19 protein-coding genes are annotated in these 18,892 nt (G+C 50.8%); 1 reads left to right on the forward strand and 18 read right to left on the reverse strand.

Annotation, left to right across the window (positions count from 1 at the left end; all coding sequences use genetic code 11):
- The 4 genes from Q0X35_RS02320 to Q0X35_RS02335 all read right to left on the reverse strand — a co-directional run.
- Window positions 1–472 (reverse strand): hypothetical protein (locus Q0X35_RS02320; RefSeq protein WP_297564933.1); only part of this gene is annotated, 472 nt, incomplete at its 3' end.
- Window positions 473–522: 50 nt separating this feature from the next.
- Window positions 523–1,068, reverse strand: coding sequence for a tRNA (adenosine(37)-N6)-threonylcarbamoyltransferase complex ATPase subunit type 1 TsaE (gene tsaE, locus Q0X35_RS02325; protein ID WP_297564934.1), 546 nt, complete (start codon window positions 1,066–1,068; stop codon window positions 523–525).
- Between the two features lie 65 nt (window positions 1,069–1,133).
- A complete protein-coding gene (gene alr, locus Q0X35_RS02330; protein ID WP_297564935.1) occupies window positions 1,134–2,279 on the reverse strand; it encodes an alanine racemase in 1,146 nt (381 codons plus the stop codon).
- Window positions 2,279–3,928, reverse strand: a complete 1,650-nt coding sequence (locus Q0X35_RS02335; RefSeq protein ID WP_297564936.1) for an NAD(P)H-hydrate epimerase — start codon at window positions 3,926–3,928, stop codon at window positions 2,279–2,281. Before Q0X35_RS02335 ends, alr begins: the two co-directional genes overlap by 1 nt.
- Before the next feature lie 153 nt (window positions 3,929–4,081).
- Here Q0X35_RS02335 and coaA point away from each other — a divergent pair, with 153 nt between their 5' ends.
- Window positions 4,082–5,032 (forward strand): type I pantothenate kinase, encoded by a 951-nt coding sequence (coaA, locus tag Q0X35_RS02340; RefSeq protein WP_297564937.1) that lies wholly within the window; start codon window positions 4,082–4,084, stop codon window positions 5,030–5,032.
- On the opposite strand, the gene glmM is transcribed toward coaA, so the two are convergent.
- The 14 genes from glmM to secY form a co-directional block, all read right to left on the reverse strand.
- Entirely contained in the window at window positions 5,029–6,360 is a 1,332-nt protein-coding gene (gene glmM, locus Q0X35_RS02345; RefSeq protein ID WP_297564938.1) for a phosphoglucosamine mutase, read from the reverse strand. The genes coaA and glmM overlap by 4 nt on opposite strands.
- Window positions 6,361–6,644: 284 nt before the next feature.
- Window positions 6,645–7,133: a 30S ribosomal protein S9 gene (rpsI, locus tag Q0X35_RS02350; RefSeq protein WP_297564939.1), complete on the reverse strand. Its 489-nt coding sequence runs from the start codon at window positions 7,131–7,133 to the stop codon at window positions 6,645–6,647.
- Between the two features lie 56 nt (window positions 7,134–7,189).
- A complete protein-coding gene (rplM, locus tag Q0X35_RS02355; protein WP_297564941.1) occupies window positions 7,190–7,633 on the reverse strand; it encodes a 50S ribosomal protein L13 in 444 nt (147 codons plus the stop codon).
- Between the two features lie 221 nt (window positions 7,634–7,854).
- Window positions 7,855–8,853, reverse strand: a complete 999-nt coding sequence (locus Q0X35_RS02360) for a tRNA pseudouridine(38-40) synthase TruA (RefSeq protein ID WP_297564943.1) — start codon at window positions 8,851–8,853, stop codon at window positions 7,855–7,857.
- A gap of 96 nt (window positions 8,854–8,949) precedes the next feature.
- A complete protein-coding gene (gene rplQ / locus Q0X35_RS02365) occupies window positions 8,950–9,549 on the reverse strand; it encodes a 50S ribosomal protein L17 (RefSeq protein ID WP_297564945.1) in 600 nt (199 codons plus the stop codon).
- A gap of 29 nt (window positions 9,550–9,578) precedes the next feature.
- Window positions 9,579–10,580 carry a DNA-directed RNA polymerase subunit alpha gene (locus Q0X35_RS02370; protein ID WP_297564946.1) on the reverse strand — a complete coding sequence of 334 codons (1,002 nt, stop codon included), beginning with the start codon at window positions 10,578–10,580 and terminating at the stop codon, window positions 9,579–9,581.
- 105 nt (window positions 10,581–10,685) lie between these two features.
- Window positions 10,686–11,081, reverse strand: coding sequence for a 30S ribosomal protein S11 (gene rpsK, locus Q0X35_RS02375; protein WP_297564949.1), 396 nt, complete (start codon window positions 11,079–11,081; stop codon window positions 10,686–10,688).
- Between the two features lie 44 nt (window positions 11,082–11,125).
- Window positions 11,126–11,497, reverse strand: a complete 372-nt coding sequence (gene rpsM, locus Q0X35_RS02380) for a 30S ribosomal protein S13 (RefSeq protein ID WP_297564951.1) — start codon at window positions 11,495–11,497, stop codon at window positions 11,126–11,128.
- Between the two features lie 137 nt (window positions 11,498–11,634).
- Window positions 11,635–11,748 carry a 50S ribosomal protein L36 gene (rpmJ, locus tag Q0X35_RS02385; protein ID WP_073996057.1) on the reverse strand — a complete coding sequence of 38 codons (114 nt, stop codon included), beginning with the start codon at window positions 11,746–11,748 and terminating at the stop codon, window positions 11,635–11,637.
- Between the two features lie 76 nt (window positions 11,749–11,824).
- Entirely contained in the window at window positions 11,825–12,046 is a 222-nt protein-coding gene (gene infA, locus Q0X35_RS02390; protein WP_073996056.1) for a translation initiation factor IF-1, read from the reverse strand.
- 261 nt (window positions 12,047–12,307) lie between these two features.
- Window positions 12,308–15,814 carry a hypothetical protein gene (locus tag Q0X35_RS02395; protein WP_297564952.1) on the reverse strand — a complete coding sequence of 1,169 codons (3,507 nt, stop codon included), beginning with the start codon at window positions 15,812–15,814 and terminating at the stop codon, window positions 12,308–12,310.
- Between the two features lie 188 nt (window positions 15,815–16,002).
- Window positions 16,003–16,839, reverse strand: coding sequence for a type I methionyl aminopeptidase (map, locus tag Q0X35_RS02400; protein ID WP_297564953.1), 837 nt, complete (start codon window positions 16,837–16,839; stop codon window positions 16,003–16,005).
- Window positions 16,840–16,927: 88 nt separating this feature from the next.
- Window positions 16,928–17,509, reverse strand: coding sequence for an adenylate kinase (locus Q0X35_RS02405; protein WP_297564954.1), 582 nt, complete (start codon window positions 17,507–17,509; stop codon window positions 16,928–16,930).
- Entirely contained in the window at window positions 17,506–18,792 is a 1,287-nt protein-coding gene (gene secY, locus Q0X35_RS02410; protein ID WP_297564956.1) for a preprotein translocase subunit SecY, read from the reverse strand. The genes Q0X35_RS02405 and secY overlap by 4 nt, the downstream gene beginning before the upstream one ends.
- Window positions 18,793–18,892: the final 100 nt, after the last annotated feature.

Raw genomic sequence — 18,892 nt, forward strand, 5'->3', positions numbered from 1 at the left:
AGATTAGAATAACGGTCTCGTGGGCTCGGAGATGTGTATAAGAGACAGCTTCTTTCCCGTCCAATTCCACATATAAAGCACCGATAGCTTTGCCTTCCCAAAATAGCGGCGCTATCCGTCCGGGCAAAATTTTGGCGGTCGGTTTACCATCTTTCAGCTGCGGCACCGTAGCTACCGGCACCGAATTACCAATCTGAAAATTTCGCACTTGTGCAGCTGTAAAGTCCGGAAAAACTTCCGGAGCGAAAGATTGCAGTATTGCCGGCCCGCGCTGCGCTAACCACTGATCAAATTCAGAAATCGGCTCAGATTCATTGTTAATACGCGGTGCAACCTGGCGCAGGTCAGATGCTGCTGCGCTACCTGAAGAAGCAGCTACCTGTGTATCTACCGATGAACTAGTTGAAGGAGTAGCACAGGCAGAGAGCAAACTGAGGCACAGTATCCCCAGTACACGCCCTATTTTTTTCACCCGCATATCTCTCTACTCCGCTTCTAGCGCCGCTTTATTCTCCGTGTACTTTACTCTACTGTAGTAGCCGGAGGGAGCTGTAATTTTTGCAATTCTGCAGCTTGCGCAATAATCTCTACTAGTTCCGTGCTACGCGCGCCATAAGAAGTAAGCAAGAGTTCCCGCGGCGCATCACCGTAGAGATCAGCAGGCTCTGCACCCAAATCACTACCTTCCGGGCGGGAAATTTGAATCTCTAAGCGATCGGTGGAAAGCACTTCGGTTTTTCCCTTTCCCCACTCCACCACCGTCAACGCCGTATCGAAAGTGGTATCTAAATCCAGTGCGTCGAGCTCTTCTAAGGAAGTGAGCCGGTAGGCATCTACATGCACTAAATCTAAATTACTGCCGCGATAAATCTGGGCAATTACGAAAGTAGGAGAAGATACGCTCGTACGCACTCCCATACCGCGCGCAATCCCCTGCGTAAGGGTGGTCTTTCCCGCACCTAGCGGGCCATTTAGCATTATAAAATCTCCACCCTGCGCATTACTCCCGAGGACGGCACCAACTGCCTGTATATCTTCTGCAAGCGGCACGTGTAAAGCAAGCTGCATTTCTATTTCTCCTTCTCAAACCGCCTATTATCCAACTCGAACGCTGAATATCTACTCCGCACTCGTCATTCCACATACTGGCGAGGAATACGGGCTCCTAAACGGCAAATAATTTCATATCCAATAGTGCCGGAATCAGCTGCCCAATCGTCCGCAGTCGCATATCCTTTTGCCGAATCACCGAAAAGCACTGCAATATCTCCGGGCTGCACTCCGGGAGCATCTACGACGAACTGATCCATACAAATTCGCCCCAGAATCGGGCAATCCTGTCCATTAATCACCACACTCGCACTATTAGAGGCATGACGAGGCACTCCGTCTGCATATCCAAGTGGCACCGTACCTAAGTGAGTCGCTTTCTCGAGAGTGACGGTGTGCCCGTAGCTAATGCCGGTACCGGCTGGCACATCGCGTGTGGATACAATATCTGCCTCTAGCTGCATTACCGGACGTAAATCGAGCTCTTCCGCTGTAGCCAATTCAGGATTTGGACTCAATCCGTAGAGCATAGCCCCGAGCCGCACCATCGAGTATCGCGTTTCCGGATGCCAAAGTAAACCAGCTGAAGCAGCTAAGTGGCAAAATTGCACTTCTAGACCGGCAGATTCCAAAACTTGGCGAGCTTCTTCAAAAATAGCTACCTGCTGGTCGGTAGTGGGAGAAGAAAGTTCATCTGCGCGAGCTAAATGCGACCACAGCCCCACCATTTCCAGCAGACCACGCCGCCGGTACTCTACTAGTTTTGGCACTACTTGCCGGAATTCCTCGAGCAAGAATCCACTCCGCGCCATGCCGGTATCTACTTCTATATGCACCCGTGCCGCTATATTGAGCTTCTCCGCCGCCGCTATTATTTCATCTAAGGTCCACTGCGCACCTACCGAAAGATCAATACCGAGAGTGAGCGCTTCGGCAAAAGGTGAACCTGGTTCGGCAATTAAAGCCAGCATTCTCCCGCGCTGCTGCAAGGTCTTGCGCAGTTGAATAGCTTCACCTAGCTGCGCTACACCTAACCAATTAACTCCCGCATCTAAGGCCCACCGGCTGATTTCCTCTTTCCCGTGCCCATAGGCATCTGCTTTCACAATCGCAAGAATCTCGGTATCCCCTGCTAAATCCCGAGCTCGCTGCAAATTATGTAAAAACGCTGAGCGAGAGATGAGCGCGCGCGAAGGATAATAACCATCTTGAATGCTTGAATCTGGCATTAATAAATCCTTCCTTTCGGCGAATCTGCTAGTGCAAAAGGCACAGCACCGATAATATCGCTGGCTTTTATAGGTTTGCCTGATTTAGCTAAGTGGTGTGGCTGATATCGCCCTGCCAATTTTACTTCTTTATCTAGCTCTAGCTGCTCGGCGGCTATTTTTCCCGCGGTGGAGTGTAGATATACCGCCGCCGCAGCTGCTTCTACTAAGAGTTGCTCGGAAAAATTCAGCGCGCTCTCTTGCGCGCGTGCCCCCTCTATTCGGTGTTGCGCTGCTATTCGGTGCTGCTCTACCACGCGCTGCCGAGCCGCTAATTGCCCTAGTATTCCTCCTAATATTCCCGCCAGCACATCGCCAGAGCCAGCAGTCGCCAACCAGCCAGAGGAATTTCCCTGCGCCGCTAGGTATCCGCTCGGACTCGCTATTACGGTTATTGCTCCTTTTAATACTACTACTGCCTTGGTATACAGCGCTGCTTGCTGTGCCCACTTCCGAGGCTGCGCCAAAATATCCTCCCCACTTATGTTTTCCCCATAGGCACGCAGCAGCCGGCACAGCTCACCGGTGTGCGGAGTCAAAATAATTGGGGTAGCCACGTCATCCGGCCAGCCGTCTCTCTCTGCCAATAATTGCAGACCACCCGCATCTAAAACTATTGGGATTCCGCGGGTGCACAGCTCGAAAAAGACTTCTTGCAGCGGAGCAATTTCCACTATTCCACTGCCAATCACTGCGGCATCTATTTTTCCAGCTACCGGCACCACTTCTGGGCAAGCACTCGCCACCAGAGGGCTCTCCCCTAAGTAACGCACCATACCGGCACCCACTGCTTGTGCACCTTGGGTGCAAAGCACTCCTGCCCCTGGATATTGCCGCGACCCCGCATAAATACCCACTACTCCACGCGTATATTTATTATCGGCAATACTCGGCGCGGAAAAGAATCGCTTCCTATCTGTTTTTTCAAACTGTATTACCGCCGGTGCGCCCGCCAAATAGGGGGCGAAACCTAAATCAGCAATTTCTATTTCTCCGGCATAATGCGCAGCTGGCGGCAGCAATAATCCTGGCTTTAAGCACCCCATAGCGATGGTAGCGGCAGCTGGTAGATATTGACCAGGTATCTCCCCCGTATCGGCATCAATTCCAGAGGGAATATCTATTGCCACAATATAAGGGGGCGTCTTAGAAACTAAATCTCTTCGCTCCGCGTTCAGAATTTCTAGCCAATCTGCAAGAGGAGGGCGCGGAGCTCCTTGTACCCCAATCCCCAGCAAACCATCTATCCAAATTTCGGCTCGTTGCGCCATTTTTTTCAACTGCGCCGCAGAAGGATTTTCCAGTATTTGCACTCCAGCACGCCGCGCCGCCGCGCTTGCCTCCTGATGAGCGGGTGCCACTACTACGGCCGCTACCGGCATTCCACGCCGCGCTAAGTAGGCACCGGCATAGAGCGCATCGCCCCCGTTATTTCCTTTCCCCGCCAAAACTAGTACAGATTGCAACGCGAGCGCGAGATTAGCTTTTTTACAGTGCCGAATTACGTGCTGGGCAGCAATATAAGCAGCTTCCTGCATAAGCGGGCGCCCCTTAGCTAAAAGTGGAGCTTCAGCGGCTCGCACCTGCGAAGTAGAGTAACTGCACTGCATTTCATTACTTTCTTTTTTACTTTCTTCCTCTATAGAATATCCTACTGCGCGTCTCCTCCCAGTTCGCTCCTTTTTTTCTAGCAAGTTAAACTACGAGGTAGAGATAAAAAGTAGCAGGATAGCTCCGCGCCACGCCCAAAATTGAGGAAAATTATGCCTAATCTTTCACAAGAATTCGCTCCATTTATGCGTATTTCTAGCCAACATTGGCGCTCTTTAGCTACTTCTACGGAGATGCCTATCACCGCAGCAGAAGTAAAAAAACTTGCCTCTATCGGAGATCCCATCACAATTGCAGAAGCGGATGCTATCTATCGCCCGCTTTCTGCACTTATGCAGCGCTATGCCCGCAATAACCGCTCTCTGCTCGCAGAAACTGACGATTTTCTAAATGTGCATTCTCCTCATACTCCCTGGATAATCGGGATAGCTGGTTCAGTAGCAGTAGGGAAATCCACTACGGCGCGCCTACTCCAGGCCTTAATGAGCCGCTGGCCAGATACGCCGAACGTAGATCTAGTGCCTACCGATGGATTTATCTATCCAAATAGCTATTTAGAAAAGCGCGGCCTGCTCAACCGAAAAGGATTTCCCGAGTCCTATGATTTTCCCTCCCTGCTGAACTTTTTAGCAGATGTAAAAGCCGGAAAGGAAAATCTGGAAGTTCCTATCTACGACCATGTGACCTACGATATTCTGCCCGGGCAAACCCTGAAAATAAATAGGCCAGATATTCTCATTATCGAAGGGCTGAACGTATTACAACCTCCCAAATATAAAGCAGATTCAGCTGATTTTCGCGCTGTTTCTGATTATTTTGATTTCTCTATCTATATAGATGCTGATGAAACCGCCTTAGAAGATTGGTATATGAGCCGTTTCCACCAGCTTTGGGAAGACGCACTCCATAACGAAGAATCTTTCTTCACTAATTTCACGCATCTCACCCCGCAAGAGGCTTCCCAAATGGCACGGGACGTGTGGCGCACTATAAATCTGCCAAATCTGCGCGAAAATATAGCACCCACCCGTTCCAGGGCTACGGTTATTCTGCGCAAAGGGGCAAATCACTCCGTAGAAGAAGTATTGCTGCGCAAACTCTAGAGGGAAATTTTCTCTTTTACAACCCCGGCCAAGTAGGCAGCAGCTGCATCAGATTTCTCCTGCGTCTCCGCTTCCACCATTACCCGCACCAAGGGTTCGGTGCCGGAAGCGCGCAAGAGTACGCGCCCAGTCTGCCCGAGATCACTTTCCACCTCTGCCACTTCTTTCGCCAGCTCTGATACCCGCGTCTTATCTACATTAGGCACATTCACCAAACTCTGCGGCAATTTCTTCACAAACTCCACCATCTCATGCAAAGACTGGCCATGCTGAGCAATTTGCGAAGCTACTAATACCGCAGTAAGAGTGCCGTCACCCGTGGTGGCATGATCGAGATTAATGATATGCCCGGACTGCTCGCCCCCGAGGTTGTAGCCTTTTGCCAGCATCTCTTCCAACACGTAACGATCTCCCACTTTAGTGGATACCGTCTTAATTCCTTTATCTTTCATCGCCAGATGCAGTCCAAGATTCGACATCACCGTCAATACCAGAGTATTGCGCTTTAACCGGCCCTCTTCTTTCATCGTAACTGCCAGCATACCCATGATTTGGTCGCCATCAACTAATACGCCATTCTTATCCACAGCTAGACAGCGATCAGCATCTCCGTCAAAAGCGAAGCCAAAATCAGCATGCGTGGCTACAGTCAATGCCTGCAACTGCTCTGGATGAGTAGAGCCGCAGTTATCGTTAATATTCTTCCCATCGGGAGCCGCATTGATGACCACTACATCTGCTCCCAATTTCTGGAATACGCGCGGAGCCACATCAGACGCGGCTCCGTTAGCGCAATCCAAAGCAATACGCAGCCCGTGCAGCGGCGTACCACAACGAATCAGGTGATCCATATAGTAGCGGTCAGAAACTAATACATTTTCAGCTACGTGCCCTACGGCTTCCCCAATCGGATGTTCCCAATCCGTGGACAACGCTTTTTCAATTTCATCTTCAATCGCATCGTCAAGTTTGAAACCGTCGCCATTAATGAACTTAATGCCGTTATCTTGCATAGGATTATGCGAAGCAGAAATCACTACTCCCAGATCATAATCTTGCTCGCAAGTAAGATAGGCGACGCCGGGAGTGGGAATCTCATTCACATGCTCCACATCTATTCCCGCACTCGACAATCCAGCCGCCATAGCGTTAGAAAGCATAGCCGAAGACTGCCGGGTATCGCGCCCGATAACTGCGCGGCGGCGGCCGCCAGAACTGTGCCCCGCCAAGACCCGGGCAGCAGCTGCACCTAACTGTAAAGCAAAATCTGCAGTTAAATCCTTATTAGCTAATCCCCGTACTCCGTCAGTTCCAAATAAACGTGCCATTATTTCTCCTTTATAGGCAGGTAGCTCTAGGCATAATTTATAAGCACACTTGCGCACTCAACGTCACTATTATTCCACTTCTGGGCTTTTTCTGGGCGCGACACAGCCCAATAAGGCACATTTGCTTATTAGGAGGGATTTTCAAAAGCTGGCTACTTAGAAAATTTGGGCAGCGCCGGAAGTGAGGGCGAATTTTTCCGTGCCCCAACGTTTTTTGGAAAATTCTCCACCCGAATAAAAAAATTGGGGAGGAGCAACAGCTCCTCCCCAATAAAAAGTGTCGTTTAACGCTTGGAGAACTGGGAAGCCTTGCGGGCTTTCTTTAAACCAGCCTTCTTGCGCTCCACGGCGCGGGAATCGCGAGTGAGGAATCCGGCTTTCTTCAATGCCGAACGATTCGCTTCCCGATCAATTTCGTTCAGGGCCCGAGCAATTCCCAGACGCACCGCGCCGGCTTGCCCGGAGGGGCCACCTCCATTGATACGCGCGATTACGTCGAAGCGACCGACTAAATCGAGCAGTACGAAAGGAGAATTAATGAGCTGCTGGTGCAGCTTATTGGGGAAATAATCTTCCAGGGTACGACCATTAATGGTCCAATTTCCCGTGCCCGGAACTAAACGGACGCGAGCTACTGCGCTCTTGCGCCGCCCTAATCCTTGCCCGGGAGCAGTCAGAGAAACTCCCTGACCAGTCTGCGGAGCTTCGCTCTCGCTGGTGTATGAGCTGAGATTCTCTTCCAGCTCTTCAGTTTCTACGGTGGTGTCAGCCACGGTACTCCTTAAAATCTAAACGGTTGTTTTCGAAGCCGTTGAGGACTCCAAAATAATTACTGGGCAATCTTGGTCAGTTCGAAAGGAACCGGCTGCTGAGCTTGATGCGGATGCTCAGCTCCTCGATATACCTTAAGCCGAGAAATCTGGCTGCGCCCTAATCTATTCTTCGGCAGCATCCCGGCGACTGCTTTTATTACTGCTTTCTCCGGATTCTCTGCCAATAATTCCGCGTATGAAGTAGCCTTTAGCCCACCCGGGTATCCCGAGTGATGATAAGCCTTTTTCTGCTCGCGCTTAGAACCAGTCAGAGCCACCTTATCTGCGTTAATAATGATGACGAAATCGCCAAGATCCGCATGGGGAGCAAATGTCGGCTTATGCTTCCCACGGAGCAGAGGGGCAACTTGAGCTGCCAAACGGCCCAGGACGACGTCAGTAGCATCAACAATGTACCACTTATGTTCAATATCGCCGGGCTTCGGTGTATACGTACGCACTATCGTAGCCTTCGTTTCTTAAGTCTGTGGGCAGAGTCTGTAAAAGTATATCTGCCCGATGGTCAAGATTAACTGCTGCGCTTAATTTGGGACGAGTGGGAAATTATCCACAAACATACACAACGATATATAACTCTATCTTTTCCGCTTCCACCCGTCAAAGAAACTAAGAAGGCTGTGAGAGGTTTCATGCTAAAACAGCTTCACCTCTCCGAAGGCCGCTAATCTCCCCGATAGCGCCGCGCGCGCTGTGCTTGCGCCGCATATTCAGAAGACGGCGGATAGCCCACTTCCGCCAAAGTCAATCCATGTGCCGGCGCACATACCGTTTCGCCGTTGCGCTCCTGGGCCCGCAAAGATTCCGCTGGCCAATTTTCTGCCCGCCGGCCTCTACCTACTTCTATTAACGCTCCTACCAGCATCCGCACCTGCGAGTGGCAAAAAGCATCAGCCTGCACTTGGGCAGCTAAAATTCCACTTTCTTGCCGAGAAAACTGCAATTTTAGTAAAGTGCGCACGCTGGAAGCTCCCGGGCGGGGCCGGCAAAAAGAAGTAAAATCGTGCTCTCCGAGCAACGGAAGCGCCGCCCGATTCATCCGCTCTATATCGAGTTCTTCTGGTATCCAGAGCACATCTAGCCGCGCCGGATTCCAATGCTCTACTCCGTCGGCAATTAAATACACGTATTTACGCCACAGCGCCGAAAACCGCGCATCGAAATCAGCCGGCACTTTTTCTACCCGTGTAATCACCACATCACTGTAGCCACGAATAGGTAAATTTAGCCCTGTTGCTGCTGGCGCTGCCCCGGCTGCCGGCGTTGACGCTACAGCTGCCTCTGCTACAGCTGCCTCTGACGGCACAGCCTCCAATTCCGCATTTTCCTCGCCCCGGCAATATTCCCAATATGCCCGCGTCAGCAGGGAATTAGCACGCCGGAGCAGCACATCTTCGGGCAAGTAATTAGCTCTCCCCGGTAACTGCTCCCAGAGTGTAGCGGGGACATCGAAATGTGCTACTTGCCCAGCCGCATGCACTCCCGCATCGGTACGCCCAGCTACTGTGAGCGAAATAGGAATTCGCAGTATTGTGCTCAAGACTTTCTCGATTTCCCCTTGCACAGTACGAAGCCCCGGCTGGCAGGCCCAACCGTGAAATTGCCGCCCCTGATAGCTAATCTGCAAGCGAATCCGCATTTTCGCGCTGCTCTCTTCTCCCATAGATTTAGCTTTCCACACTCTCAGAATTCGGTCAAAATAGGTAAATTAAAGGCGGGGAAACACTGAGGATTCCCCGCCTAAAATTTTAGGGTTTAATTATTTTTCCGCATCGGCGTCTTCGTCTTCGTCTTCGGCTTCGGCTTCGGCTTCGGCTTCAGCTTCAGCTTCGGCCTTCTCAGCTTCCACTTCTTCCGCTACTGCTTCTACTTCTTCTAAGACTTCCGCCGCTTCTTCCGCCGCTTCTTCCGCCGCTTCTTCAGCAGCTTCTACAGCTTCAGTAGCTTCCACTGCCTCCGGCTCAGCCGGCGCCGCTTTCTTTGCTTCTTTCTTATCCGCAATCTCATCTAGTACCAAAGAGATTTCGGCTAAAGGAGCATTATCACCTTTCCGATTCGGCAATTTAATAGTACGGGTGTAGCCACCATCGCGATTGGCAAACTTCGGAGCTAACTCTTCAAAAAGAATATAAGCAGCTTCCCGGTCGCGCAGCACTTTCAAAGCTAAACGACGATTGTGGGTATCCCCTTTCTTCGCCTTCGTAATCAGCTTTTCAATATGAGGGCGCACCCGCTTTGCTTTCGCTTCTGTGGTTTTAATAGATCCGTTGTAAATGAGCTCCTTGCACAGATTGGCAATGATGAGGCGCTCATGCGCTGGTGATCCTCCCAGACGCGGTCCCTTGGTGGGCTTAGGCATTTATATCTCCTAAAAATTTTAAGTGCGTTTTACTGCACGTCGTCACTAAAAGTCATGGAATAGCTGTCATCAGCAAAATTGGAAACGAAAGGTCCGGGAGTATCCCGCAGATGTAAATCCATCTTCTCCAGTTCCTCTTTCACATCTTCGATAGATTTAGCACCAAAATTACGGATATCTAGTAGATCCGCCTCCGAGCGCATCACTAGCTCGCCGATGGTGTGAATTCCTTCGCGCTGTAAGCAGTTCTGCGAACGAGCTGGCAGATTCAGAATCGTAATCGGCCGCTGCAAATCCGAAGACTGCTGCTCCGGCACGGGCGGTTCTTTCAGCTCTAGGCCTTCTACTTCTTCGTTGAGCTCGGTGCACAGGCCAAAGAGCTCTACCAAAGTCTTGCCGGCAGAAGCGAAAGCATCCCGCGGCGCCATAGAAGGCTTGGTTTCCACATCTACGATCAACCGATCGAAATCAGTGCGCTGCCCTACTCGAGTAGCCTCTACTTTATAAGAAACGCGCACTACCGGAGAGTAAATAGAATCTACCGGAATTCGCCCAATCTCATAGTCAGGAGAATTATTCTGAGCAGCCGATACGTATCCACGCCCGCGCTCCACAGTGAGATCTATTTCCAGTTTCCCTTTTTCATTAAGAGTAGCAATCACTAAATCTGGATTGTGAATTTCTACGCCCGCGGGCGGAGTAATATCCGAAGCTAGCACCTGCCCCGGCCCTTGCTTACGCAAGTACATCGAAACCGGCTCATCGTGCTCGGAAGTAACCACTAATTCTTTTATATTAAGGATAATTTCCGCTACATCTTCTTTACAGCCTTCAATAGTGGAAAATTCATGCAATACGCCGTCGATATTAATCGAGGTGACTGCCGCTCCCGGTATGGAGCTCAGTAGAGTCCGCCGCAGGGAATTACCCAGCGTATATCCGAAACCAGGCTCTAGCGGTTCCAGAGTAAAACGAGAACGAATCTCGGAAGTTTTATCTTCGGTCAGCGTAGGCCGCTGTTCAATAATCACTATTTTTCCTTTCACAGGCGCCCGCTATATGACGCCTCTTAGTGTTCCATCTGCCTAACAGTTGGATGGGCAAGAAGCCCGAGGAGGGGCAAAAAGCCCCGGATATCAAACGCGACGGCGCTTGGGAGGACGGCATCCATTATGAGCTTGTGGAGTGACATCAGATATCGAAGTCACTTCTAAGCCGGAAGCAGTCAAAGAACGAATCGCGGTTTCCCGGCCAGAACCGGGGCCTTTTACGAATACATCTACTTTCTTAACTCCGTGATCCATAGCCCGGCGAGCTGCATTTTCTGCGGCGAGCTGCGCAGCATACGGAGTAGATTTACGCGAACCCTTAAAGCCCACCATGCCGGCAGAGCAAGAAGCGATTACTTCTCCATTCGGATCAGTTATAGACACAATCGTATTGTTGAAGGTCGACTTAATATGAGCCTGACCAATAGTAATATTTTTGCGCACATTGCGACGCGGCTTGCGCGTCTGAGTCTTGGGTGGCATTTACATAATCTCCTGAAACTATTTTCCGAATACCGGATTTCCTCTTAAGCCTTCTTCTTACCAGCAACCGTACGCTTTGGCCCCTTGCGGGTACGCGCGTTCGTCTTTGTACGCTGCCCATGTACGGGAAGACCCCGACGATGCCGCAGGCCCTGGTAACAACCGATTTCTACTTTCCGGCGAATATTTGCCTGCACTTCGCGGCGCAAATCGCCTTCTACTCGGAAATTCTCATCGATAAATTCTTTGAGCTTTACGAGCTCTTCTTCAGTGAGATCCTTTACGCGGGTATCTGGATTCACCCCGGTAGCGCCCAGAGCTTTCAAAGAACTGGAACGCCCAATGCCGTAAATATAAGTGAGCGCAATCTCCACTCGCTTTTCGCGAGGTAAATCGACGCCTGCTAAACGTGCCATATTATGTGGCTCCTATTTTCTATCCCGAAGGTGTGTAGCACTGCCATCTCGCTTTTCACCACGAGCCCTAGCCTTCGGACTAAGGGTTGCATTTCGCCGGCAATGCTTCTTACTGCTTCTCCTAAGCGAAACGCCAGTTATCCCTGACGCTGCTTATGCCGCGGATTGGTGCAAATTACCATTACCGTGCCCTTGCGGCGCACGATCTTGCAACTATCACAAATCCGTTTCACGCTTGGTTTGACCTTCATATGTGTCTTTCCTTTGCTGCCGTTCCTTTTGCAGATAAGACCGGCAACGGATCTTACTCTGCGAGAATCCGCCTATTTACTTATATCGGTAAACAATGCGGCCACGATTAAGATCGTAAGGAGTAAGTTCTACTACCACTCGATCTTCCGGAAGGATCTTGATGTAGTGCTGACGCATCTTACCGGAGATATGGGCGAGCACCACGTGCCCGTTCTCCAACTCCACCTGAAACATCGCATTCGGCAGTGCTTCCAGCACTGTGCCTTCTACTTCGATGACGCCTTCTTTTTTCGCCATATTTCCCGCTTACTTCCTATCTTTTTCTCTGAACTGCAGCTAATGCTACCGCTCATGCACAACTGCCTAAATACAGATGCGCCAATGCTCCAGTCTAGCCGAAAAAATGCCGGAAAATAAAGGCGAAAAGAGGTGTATCTCATCACGCCAAATAGCCGAATCCACCTTACTAAACAGTTGCGGGGTCAGACGCCGCCGCTATTACTTCTGGCTTGGCCTGACCCCGCAGCTAGCAGTTCACTAGTTTTGCTCAGCTACTTATCACGCATGATGCTTGCCGCGCCTTGCCAGCATTGCTCCACCAGCTAGCGCAATCAATGCCGCACCAGTCAGGCCAGATCCAAGGAAACCAGTTTGCGCAAGTGGCTTAGTCGCCGCCGGATCAGCGGAATTCACCGGCGCTACCGCCACAGAAGCATTAGCCGCGGCAGCAATCACCGTAAATTCTTTACTAGTAGCTCGGCCAGTTTCTTTTCCAGTTGCAGTCACCGTATGCTTTCCGAGCGCGAAATTGGCTGGAACCTTCCAAGCAATACGTGCCACGCCCTGCGCATCAACCACAACTCGCCCAGCATAGACAACCTCAGAGCGCACGTGGAAATCTACCTGTTCACCGGCATCGAACCCGCTGGCAGTAAACAGTATTGTGCTTCCCTGCTGTATCTGGGTGGCAGAAAGCGTGATATCTACCGGATGCAACTCATTGTAGTGTTGCTGCGCTTTTTGCAATGCCGCTTGCGCCTGATTCAAGAGTTGCTGCGCAGTCGCCACTTCTTCCTGCTTAGTCTGCAGTTTTTCTTGTGCTTGCTGAGCAGCTTCTGCGGCCTTAGCAGCCGCTTCTTGCGCGCTGCGCACGATATTGAACTTCTCCGGCAAAGCGTAGGCATTTAAGTGCTCATTATCAGTTGGCATCCCATTTTGCAGCGCTGCCGCAGAATCTACCGCTGCTAGATACTCCGCGCGCGCCTTCGCCGCTTGGGCTTCCTGCTGCGCAGCAGCAACTGCCGCTTCTTGCTTCGAAACAGCATCTTTTGCTGCCTGCAACTGAGCTTGGGCCTTCTGTAAGGCTTCATCTGCACTTGCTACAGCCGCCAAGGCCTTTTCGTGCTTAGCCTGGGCTTCTTGCAAAGGCGTCAACTGAGCTTGGGCCGCTTGCAACCGGCTGGCCGCCTGCTCTACCGCAGCTTGTGCAGCTTCTACATCCGCTTGCGCAGCTTGTACTGCCACGGCTGCCTGCTCCTTAGCGGTGGCGGCTTTCTGTGCCTTATCCTTGGCATCTTCTACTTTAGCAATTGCATCCTGCTGCTTAGCCTGCGCCTGCGCTAAATCTGCTTTCGCAGTCTCCAAATTTGCCTTGGCGTTCCGCAACGCAGTGCCGCCTTCAATATTCTCTACCGCCTTGGTCTTTTCAGCTACTAAAGCCTGCTTGCTTTGTACCGCTTCTGCCGCTTTATTTACCGATTCTTGTGCCGCAGCGGCAGCAGAATCAGCAGCATTCTTTGCGGTTTGTTTATCCGTAACCGCCTGGCTGGCCGCAGCAACCACAGACTCTTGCGCCTGGACGGCAGCACCCGCCTGCGTCTGTACCTCCTGGGCAGTGACAATAGCAGCTTCCGCCGCTTGCAAATCTTCTTCATTCTTTTGCAGAGTTTGCGCAGCCGTAGCTGCGGCAGTATCTGCCGCATTCTTTTCGCTCTGCCGGGCAGCCAGAGTGGCCGCCGCCGTACTTTGCTCCGCCTTAGCTGCTTCTAAAGCCTTTAGTGCCGCCTCGTATTCCTGCTGCACACGCGGGTCACCATTGGTCTTTTTAGCAAGTAAATCATTGTAATAGGCCATGAAGCGGGCAGTGTATTCTTCAACTGAGAAACTTTTACCCTTCACATTAGAGCTCAGCACCATCGAATGCACAAATTGAGCTTTAACCCATGATTCCTTATATATTTCAGCTGAACGAGCTGCATAGCCAATAACTTTGCTATCTTTCACGTTCAGCCCGGACATGCGGGAATCTCCCCACATCAAATCATCCACCAGATTGGTATAGTGCCCTACATCTGCTTTCCCTGCCAAATTCGGATCATTTTGAATCATTTCTTCCATCTGAACCCGGCTAGTTGCTCCTTGGGCGCGCAGCTTATCAAATAGTACTTTTTCTTCATCCCACCAGCCCTGTAAAGCTTCTTTCGAAGTCATCCTGTAAGAAGGATTATAATTTCCACGAACAGCCAGGTTCTCATAGTGGTCGCTATAAACTTCCGAGTGTCCCCAAATCTTAGAAGAGTAATTGGCATTTGCTTGCGCTATCGCCATGGAATAATCGTCAATTTGCAGCAAAGAAAGCTTCCGGCCGTCAATACCGCCATCACTTTGCCGCTTAGCATTTATTGCCGGTATTTGCTCGATAGAGAATTTCATATTCTCCAAGGTACGCGCATCCTCATTCCCAAAATTCTGAGGATTATATTCGGCGTGAACTCCCTGCGGCTTGGTTAATACTTCCAGAGCTTCTTGAGACCCCATTGCCTCATAGAAGCCTTCAGCTCCGCGATCCCACTGCTTTTGCGCATCTGCCTTGCTCGTATCGTTATCCACAGCTGCTTTCGCAGTCGCTACGCGCTGCTCTGCCGCAGCGACGGCAGCATCTGCTGCGTTCTTAGCTTCCTGCGCTGCCGCTAATGCAGCATCAGCAGCTTGTACTTTTTGCTTAGCTTCTGCATTCTTAGCCCGGGCCGCCGGCAAACTAGCCTGCAAAGCATCCCGCTTAGAAGTAGCTGCTTCCAGCTTATTTTTCGCCTCTGTCTGCTGCTTTTGCAGCTCGGCAAGTTGGGCGCGCGCCGCCGCTTCCGCCTGCTTAGCCTGCTCTAAATCTGCCTTTGCCGCGGCAGCTTTCTCATTTAAAGTAGCTAGGTCTGCTTTCGCCTGTTTCTCAGCTTCTTGAGCCTGGGCAAGTTGCTGCTGCGCTTCACTCAGTTCAGCTTGTGCCTGCTGCAATGCAGCTCCAGCGCTGCTTTCCAACTGTGCCACCTGCGCGGTCAGATCGTCCACCTTTTTCTGAGCGGTTTGCACAGCCTTATCCGCCGCATCTTGACTTTGCTTGGCAGCTTGCAGATCCTTATCGGCTTGGGTGCTCGCCGCCGCCTGCGCATCTGCATCCTTCTGCAGCTGCGTTAGTTTATCTGCCGCCTGCTTCTGAGCAGCATCTGCATCAGCTTTCGCCTGCTCTGCTTTAGCTACTTCTTCTTTGGCCTGGGTAATTTTCCCTTCATCTACAGCTGGATTCGCAGCTAACTCATTTGCTGCCGATTCCTTAGCTTGGCTCGCCTTATCAACTTGCGCACTAGCTGCCTCTTCGGCTTTCTGTGCATTTTGCAAAGCAGTACGAGCATCTGCCTCTTTCTGCGCAGCTGCTGTGGCTTTCTGCTTACTATCTGCCTGCGCCTGCGTCAAAGCAGCTACAGCAGCAGATTCGCTCTTCTTTGCCTTAGCTTGCGCCGCATCCGCCTCATCTTGCAACTCTTTGGCTGCTTTGGCAGCTTCTGCTTCTTCCTGCTTCTTTGCATCAAAATCAGCTTGCGCCCGAGCGGCGTCCTGCTTAGCAGCATCTAGCTCTTGCTTCGATTCCGCTGCCGAATCCACGGTCTGCTGGGTATTTCCCTCATTTTCATTAGTTACAACGGGAACTTCCGAATCTGCCATAGCCGCGGGAGCGGTAATAGTGAGCGCTGCGATTGCTGCTACAGCTCCGGCTTTTTTAGATGAGGTTTTCATATTACGCTCTTTCCTATCTTCTCGTAGATACAGTTCACTTGTCTTCTACCAGTGTAACGAAAACCTTGATAAATAGCGCAAAAACCCTTTATTTAGAGATTTAATCTAATAATTCACCCCACGAATAAATACTCATCTAGGACCAAAGCCTAGGGTGTGGAAATATCGAAGCGCCGATCTCCCCGAGATTAGAGCGGAGCCGGAATAATCCCAAACCGAGCTAGCTCTGCCGCACCCCCATCTGGAGCAGAGAGTACCCAGATTCCACCCTCATGTAAAGCTACCTCATGCTCCCAGTGGCAGGCATCTGAGCCATCTTGCGTCTTTACTGTCCACTCATCGCTCAGCGTATAGTTAGCTTGTTTTCCTGCAGTAAAAATTGGTTCAATGCACAGCACCATACCGGGGCGTAAGCGAGCACCCCGGCTACGGGTACGGTAATTGAGCACAGTAGGCTCCATATGCATAGCTGTACCAATGCCGTGCCCAGTAAAGTTTTCCACTATATCGGGGCGCTCGGCCGGAGAAATATCCATCACATAGTCATCTATGGCTCGGCCAATATCACCTACGTATTTTTCCTGCGCCATAGCGGCTATACCGTACCAAAGAGCTTCCTCCGTAACAGCAGAAAGCTGCTCCCGCGCCTGCCGCACCGCCGGATCGCCGCCGGGAAGTACCGTAGTGAAGCAAGCATCTCCATGCCAACCCGCTAATACAGCTCCACAATCTAAAGAAACTAAATCACCCGGCTGGAGCACTTCCTCCCCCGGAATTCCGTGTACTACCGTATCGTTTACCGATATACAGGTCTGGCGCGGATAGCCGTAGTATCCATAAAAATTAGATTTAGCTCCATGCGCCGCTAAAACTTCCCGCGCAATATCGTCTAATTCCCCAGTTGTAATGCCGGGGCGAATTGCCTCTCGCAATGCTTGATGGATATCAGCTACGACCAGAGCCGCTCGGCGAATAGCGAGAATCTCCGTATTATTCCAGTATTTAATACCCGCTTCTCGCCGCATTACCGATACCCCTATATCGCCAATCTCTTTTAATTAGCTCTTTTGAATTTAGCGTTTTAATTCGCCAATTTTAGTTAGCCGATTTTAATTACTTCTCAGCAAAAGGCGCGAGAGCTAGCTGTAAATTCTGCGCTACCTGCTCAATAGTGCCGGTACCATCTACCCGCAACAGCAGACCGCGCTCCGCATAGGCCGCCGTGACCGGCTTAGTCTCGCTATGATATACCGCTATCCGGTGGCGAATTACTTCTTCCGTATCGTCGGCTCGCTTTTCAATTTCAGCACGGCGCAGCAATCTTCCCACAATATCCTCATCTGGAATATCTAGCTCTGCTACTACCGAGAGAGGCAAGTGTAAATCTTGCAATATGCCATCGAGAGCGTCCACCTGATGTAAGTTACGCGGATAACCGTCGAGCAAGAATCCAGCTTGTGCATCTGCTTCACCTAAGCGCGCGCGCACTAAAGCGTCAGTGAGCTCATCCGGCACCAAATTTCCGCCTTCAATATAGGCAGCAGCCTGCTTACCTAATTCTGTGCCACGAGAAATATGCGAGCGGAAAATAGCTCCGGTAGAGATATTGGCAATTCCAAATTTTTCCGCAATAGTCTTTGCCTGCGTACCTTTTCCAGCTCCCGGTGGGCCGACCAATAATAATCTTAAACTCATCGTAAGAATCCTCCGTAGTGGCGCTGCTGTAGCTGAGCGTTGATATCTTTAACCGTCTGCAAGCCGACACCGACCAGAATAATAATTGAAGTACCGCCGAAGCTGGCTGATTTAATACCGAGCTGTACGAATACTACGTGCGGTATAAGAGCTACGATTGCCAGGTAGATAGCACCTACCCAGTTAATACGATTAATTACGTAGCGCAGATAATCAGCAGTAGGTTGCCCGGCGCGAATTCCCGGAATAAATCCTCCGTAGCGCTTCATATTATCGGCTATTTCTTCAGGGTTGAAAGTGATCGACGTGTAGAAGAAAGCAAAGAAAATAATCAGTACTACATACGCCAGCATGTACCCCGGAGAAGTCCAGGTGAAATTAGCGCGTAGCCACTGTACCCAGCCCGAGGTGGGGTCACCGAATTGCGCTATCATTTGCGGCAAAGAAAGAATAGAAGAAGCGAAAATCACGGGGATTACGTTCGACATATTTATTTTCAACGGAATGTAGGTGGAGGTACCTCCGTAGGTGCGACGCCCTACTACCCGCTTCGCGTACTGTACCGGAATCTTGCGCTGGGATTGTTCTACGAATACTACTACTGCAGTAATTGCGAGGAACATCAGCACCACCAGCGCTACGTAGCTCCAGCCACCTGCCGATTTAGATACAGTCCCCAGCAAAGTCGGGAAAGAAGCCGCAATACCGGTGAAGATAAGGAGTGACATTCCATTGCCTACTCCCCGTTCGGTAATTACTTCTGCCAGCCACATTACGAGGGCCGTACCTACCGTCATCACTAAAATAGTAGCTAAACGGCGAATTACAGAATCGTTCGGAATTGGTTGCACCGAGCAACCGGGGAAAAGAGCCGAATTGGCTACGGATACAATCACTGAGGATTGCAATACCGCTAAGAAGATTGTGAGGTAGCGAGTATATTCAGTAATTTTGGCGGTGCCGGTTTGCCCCTCTTTGTGGAGCTCTTCCAGCCGCGGAATCACCACCCGCATTAGCTGCATAATAATAGACGACGTAATATAAGGCATGATTCCGAGCGCGAAGACGGAAAGCTTCAGCATACCGCCCCCGGCAAACATATTCATCATGGTCAATAGATCGGCATTACCGGCTTCATCAATACATTTCGTCACATTTACATACGAAACAAAAGGAGCGGGAATATAAGTACCGAAACGATAAATCACCATGATTAATATCGTCAGGAGCAGCTTTCGCCGCAAATCTGGAGTGCGGAACGCCGCTGCTAGTGATTTGAGCAAGAGTTTTCCTCCCCGTAAACCGGTCCTACCGGTGCTGCATTATTCGGCTTTGCCGCCTGTCTCTTATACACATCTCCGAGCCCACGAGACCGTTATTCTA

This window comes from uncultured Arcanobacterium sp. (genome assembly GCF_947253055.1).
Taxonomy (GTDB): domain Bacteria; phylum Actinomycetota; class Actinomycetes; order Actinomycetales; family Actinomycetaceae; genus Arcanobacterium_A.

Coding starts and splice junctions, on each gene's coding strand:
- rplQ (WP_297564945.1), bottom strand. CDS start 9,549: ATGCCTAAGCCCACCAAGGGACCGCGTCTGGGAGGATCACCAGCGCAT.
- Q0X35_RS02395 (WP_297564952.1), bottom strand. CDS start 15,814: ATGAAAACCTCATCTAAAAAAGCCGGAGCTGTAGCAGCAATCGCAGCG.
- coaA (WP_297564937.1), top strand. CDS start 4,082: ATGCCTAATCTTTCACAAGAATTCGCTCCATTTATGCGTATTTCTAGC.
- rpsM (WP_297564951.1), bottom strand. CDS start 11,497: ATGGCACGTTTAGCAGGCGTCGATTTACCTCGCGAAAAGCGAGTGGAG.
- Q0X35_RS02405 (WP_297564954.1), bottom strand. CDS start 17,509: ATGAGTTTAAGATTATTATTGGTCGGCCCACCGGGAGCTGGAAAAGGT.
- tsaE (WP_297564934.1), bottom strand. CDS start 1,068: ATGCAGCTTGCTTTACACGTGCCGCTTGCAGAAGATATACAGGCAGTT.
- rpmJ (WP_073996057.1), bottom strand. CDS start 11,748: ATGAAGGTCAAACCAAGCGTGAAACGGATTTGTGATAGTTGCAAGATC.
- Q0X35_RS02335 (WP_297564936.1), bottom strand. CDS start 3,928: ATGCAGTGCAGTTACTCTACTTCGCAGGTGCGAGCCGCTGAAGCTCCA.
- infA (WP_073996056.1), bottom strand. CDS start 12,046: ATGGCGAAAAAAGAAGGCGTCATCGAAGTAGAAGGCACAGTGCTGGAA.
- map (WP_297564953.1), bottom strand. CDS start 16,839: ATGCGGCGAGAAGCGGGTATTAAATACTGGAATAATACGGAGATTCTC.
- rpsK (WP_297564949.1), bottom strand. CDS start 11,081: ATGCCACCCAAGACTCAGACGCGCAAGCCGCGTCGCAATGTGCGCAAA.
- Q0X35_RS02360 (WP_297564943.1), bottom strand. CDS start 8,853: ATGGGAGAAGAGAGCAGCGCGAAAATGCGGATTCGCTTGCAGATTAGC.
- glmM (WP_297564938.1), bottom strand. CDS start 6,360: ATGGCACGTTTATTTGGAACTGACGGAGTACGGGGATTAGCTAATAAG.
- alr (WP_297564935.1), bottom strand. CDS start 2,279: ATGCCAGATTCAAGCATTCAAGATGGTTATTATCCTTCGCGCGCGCTC.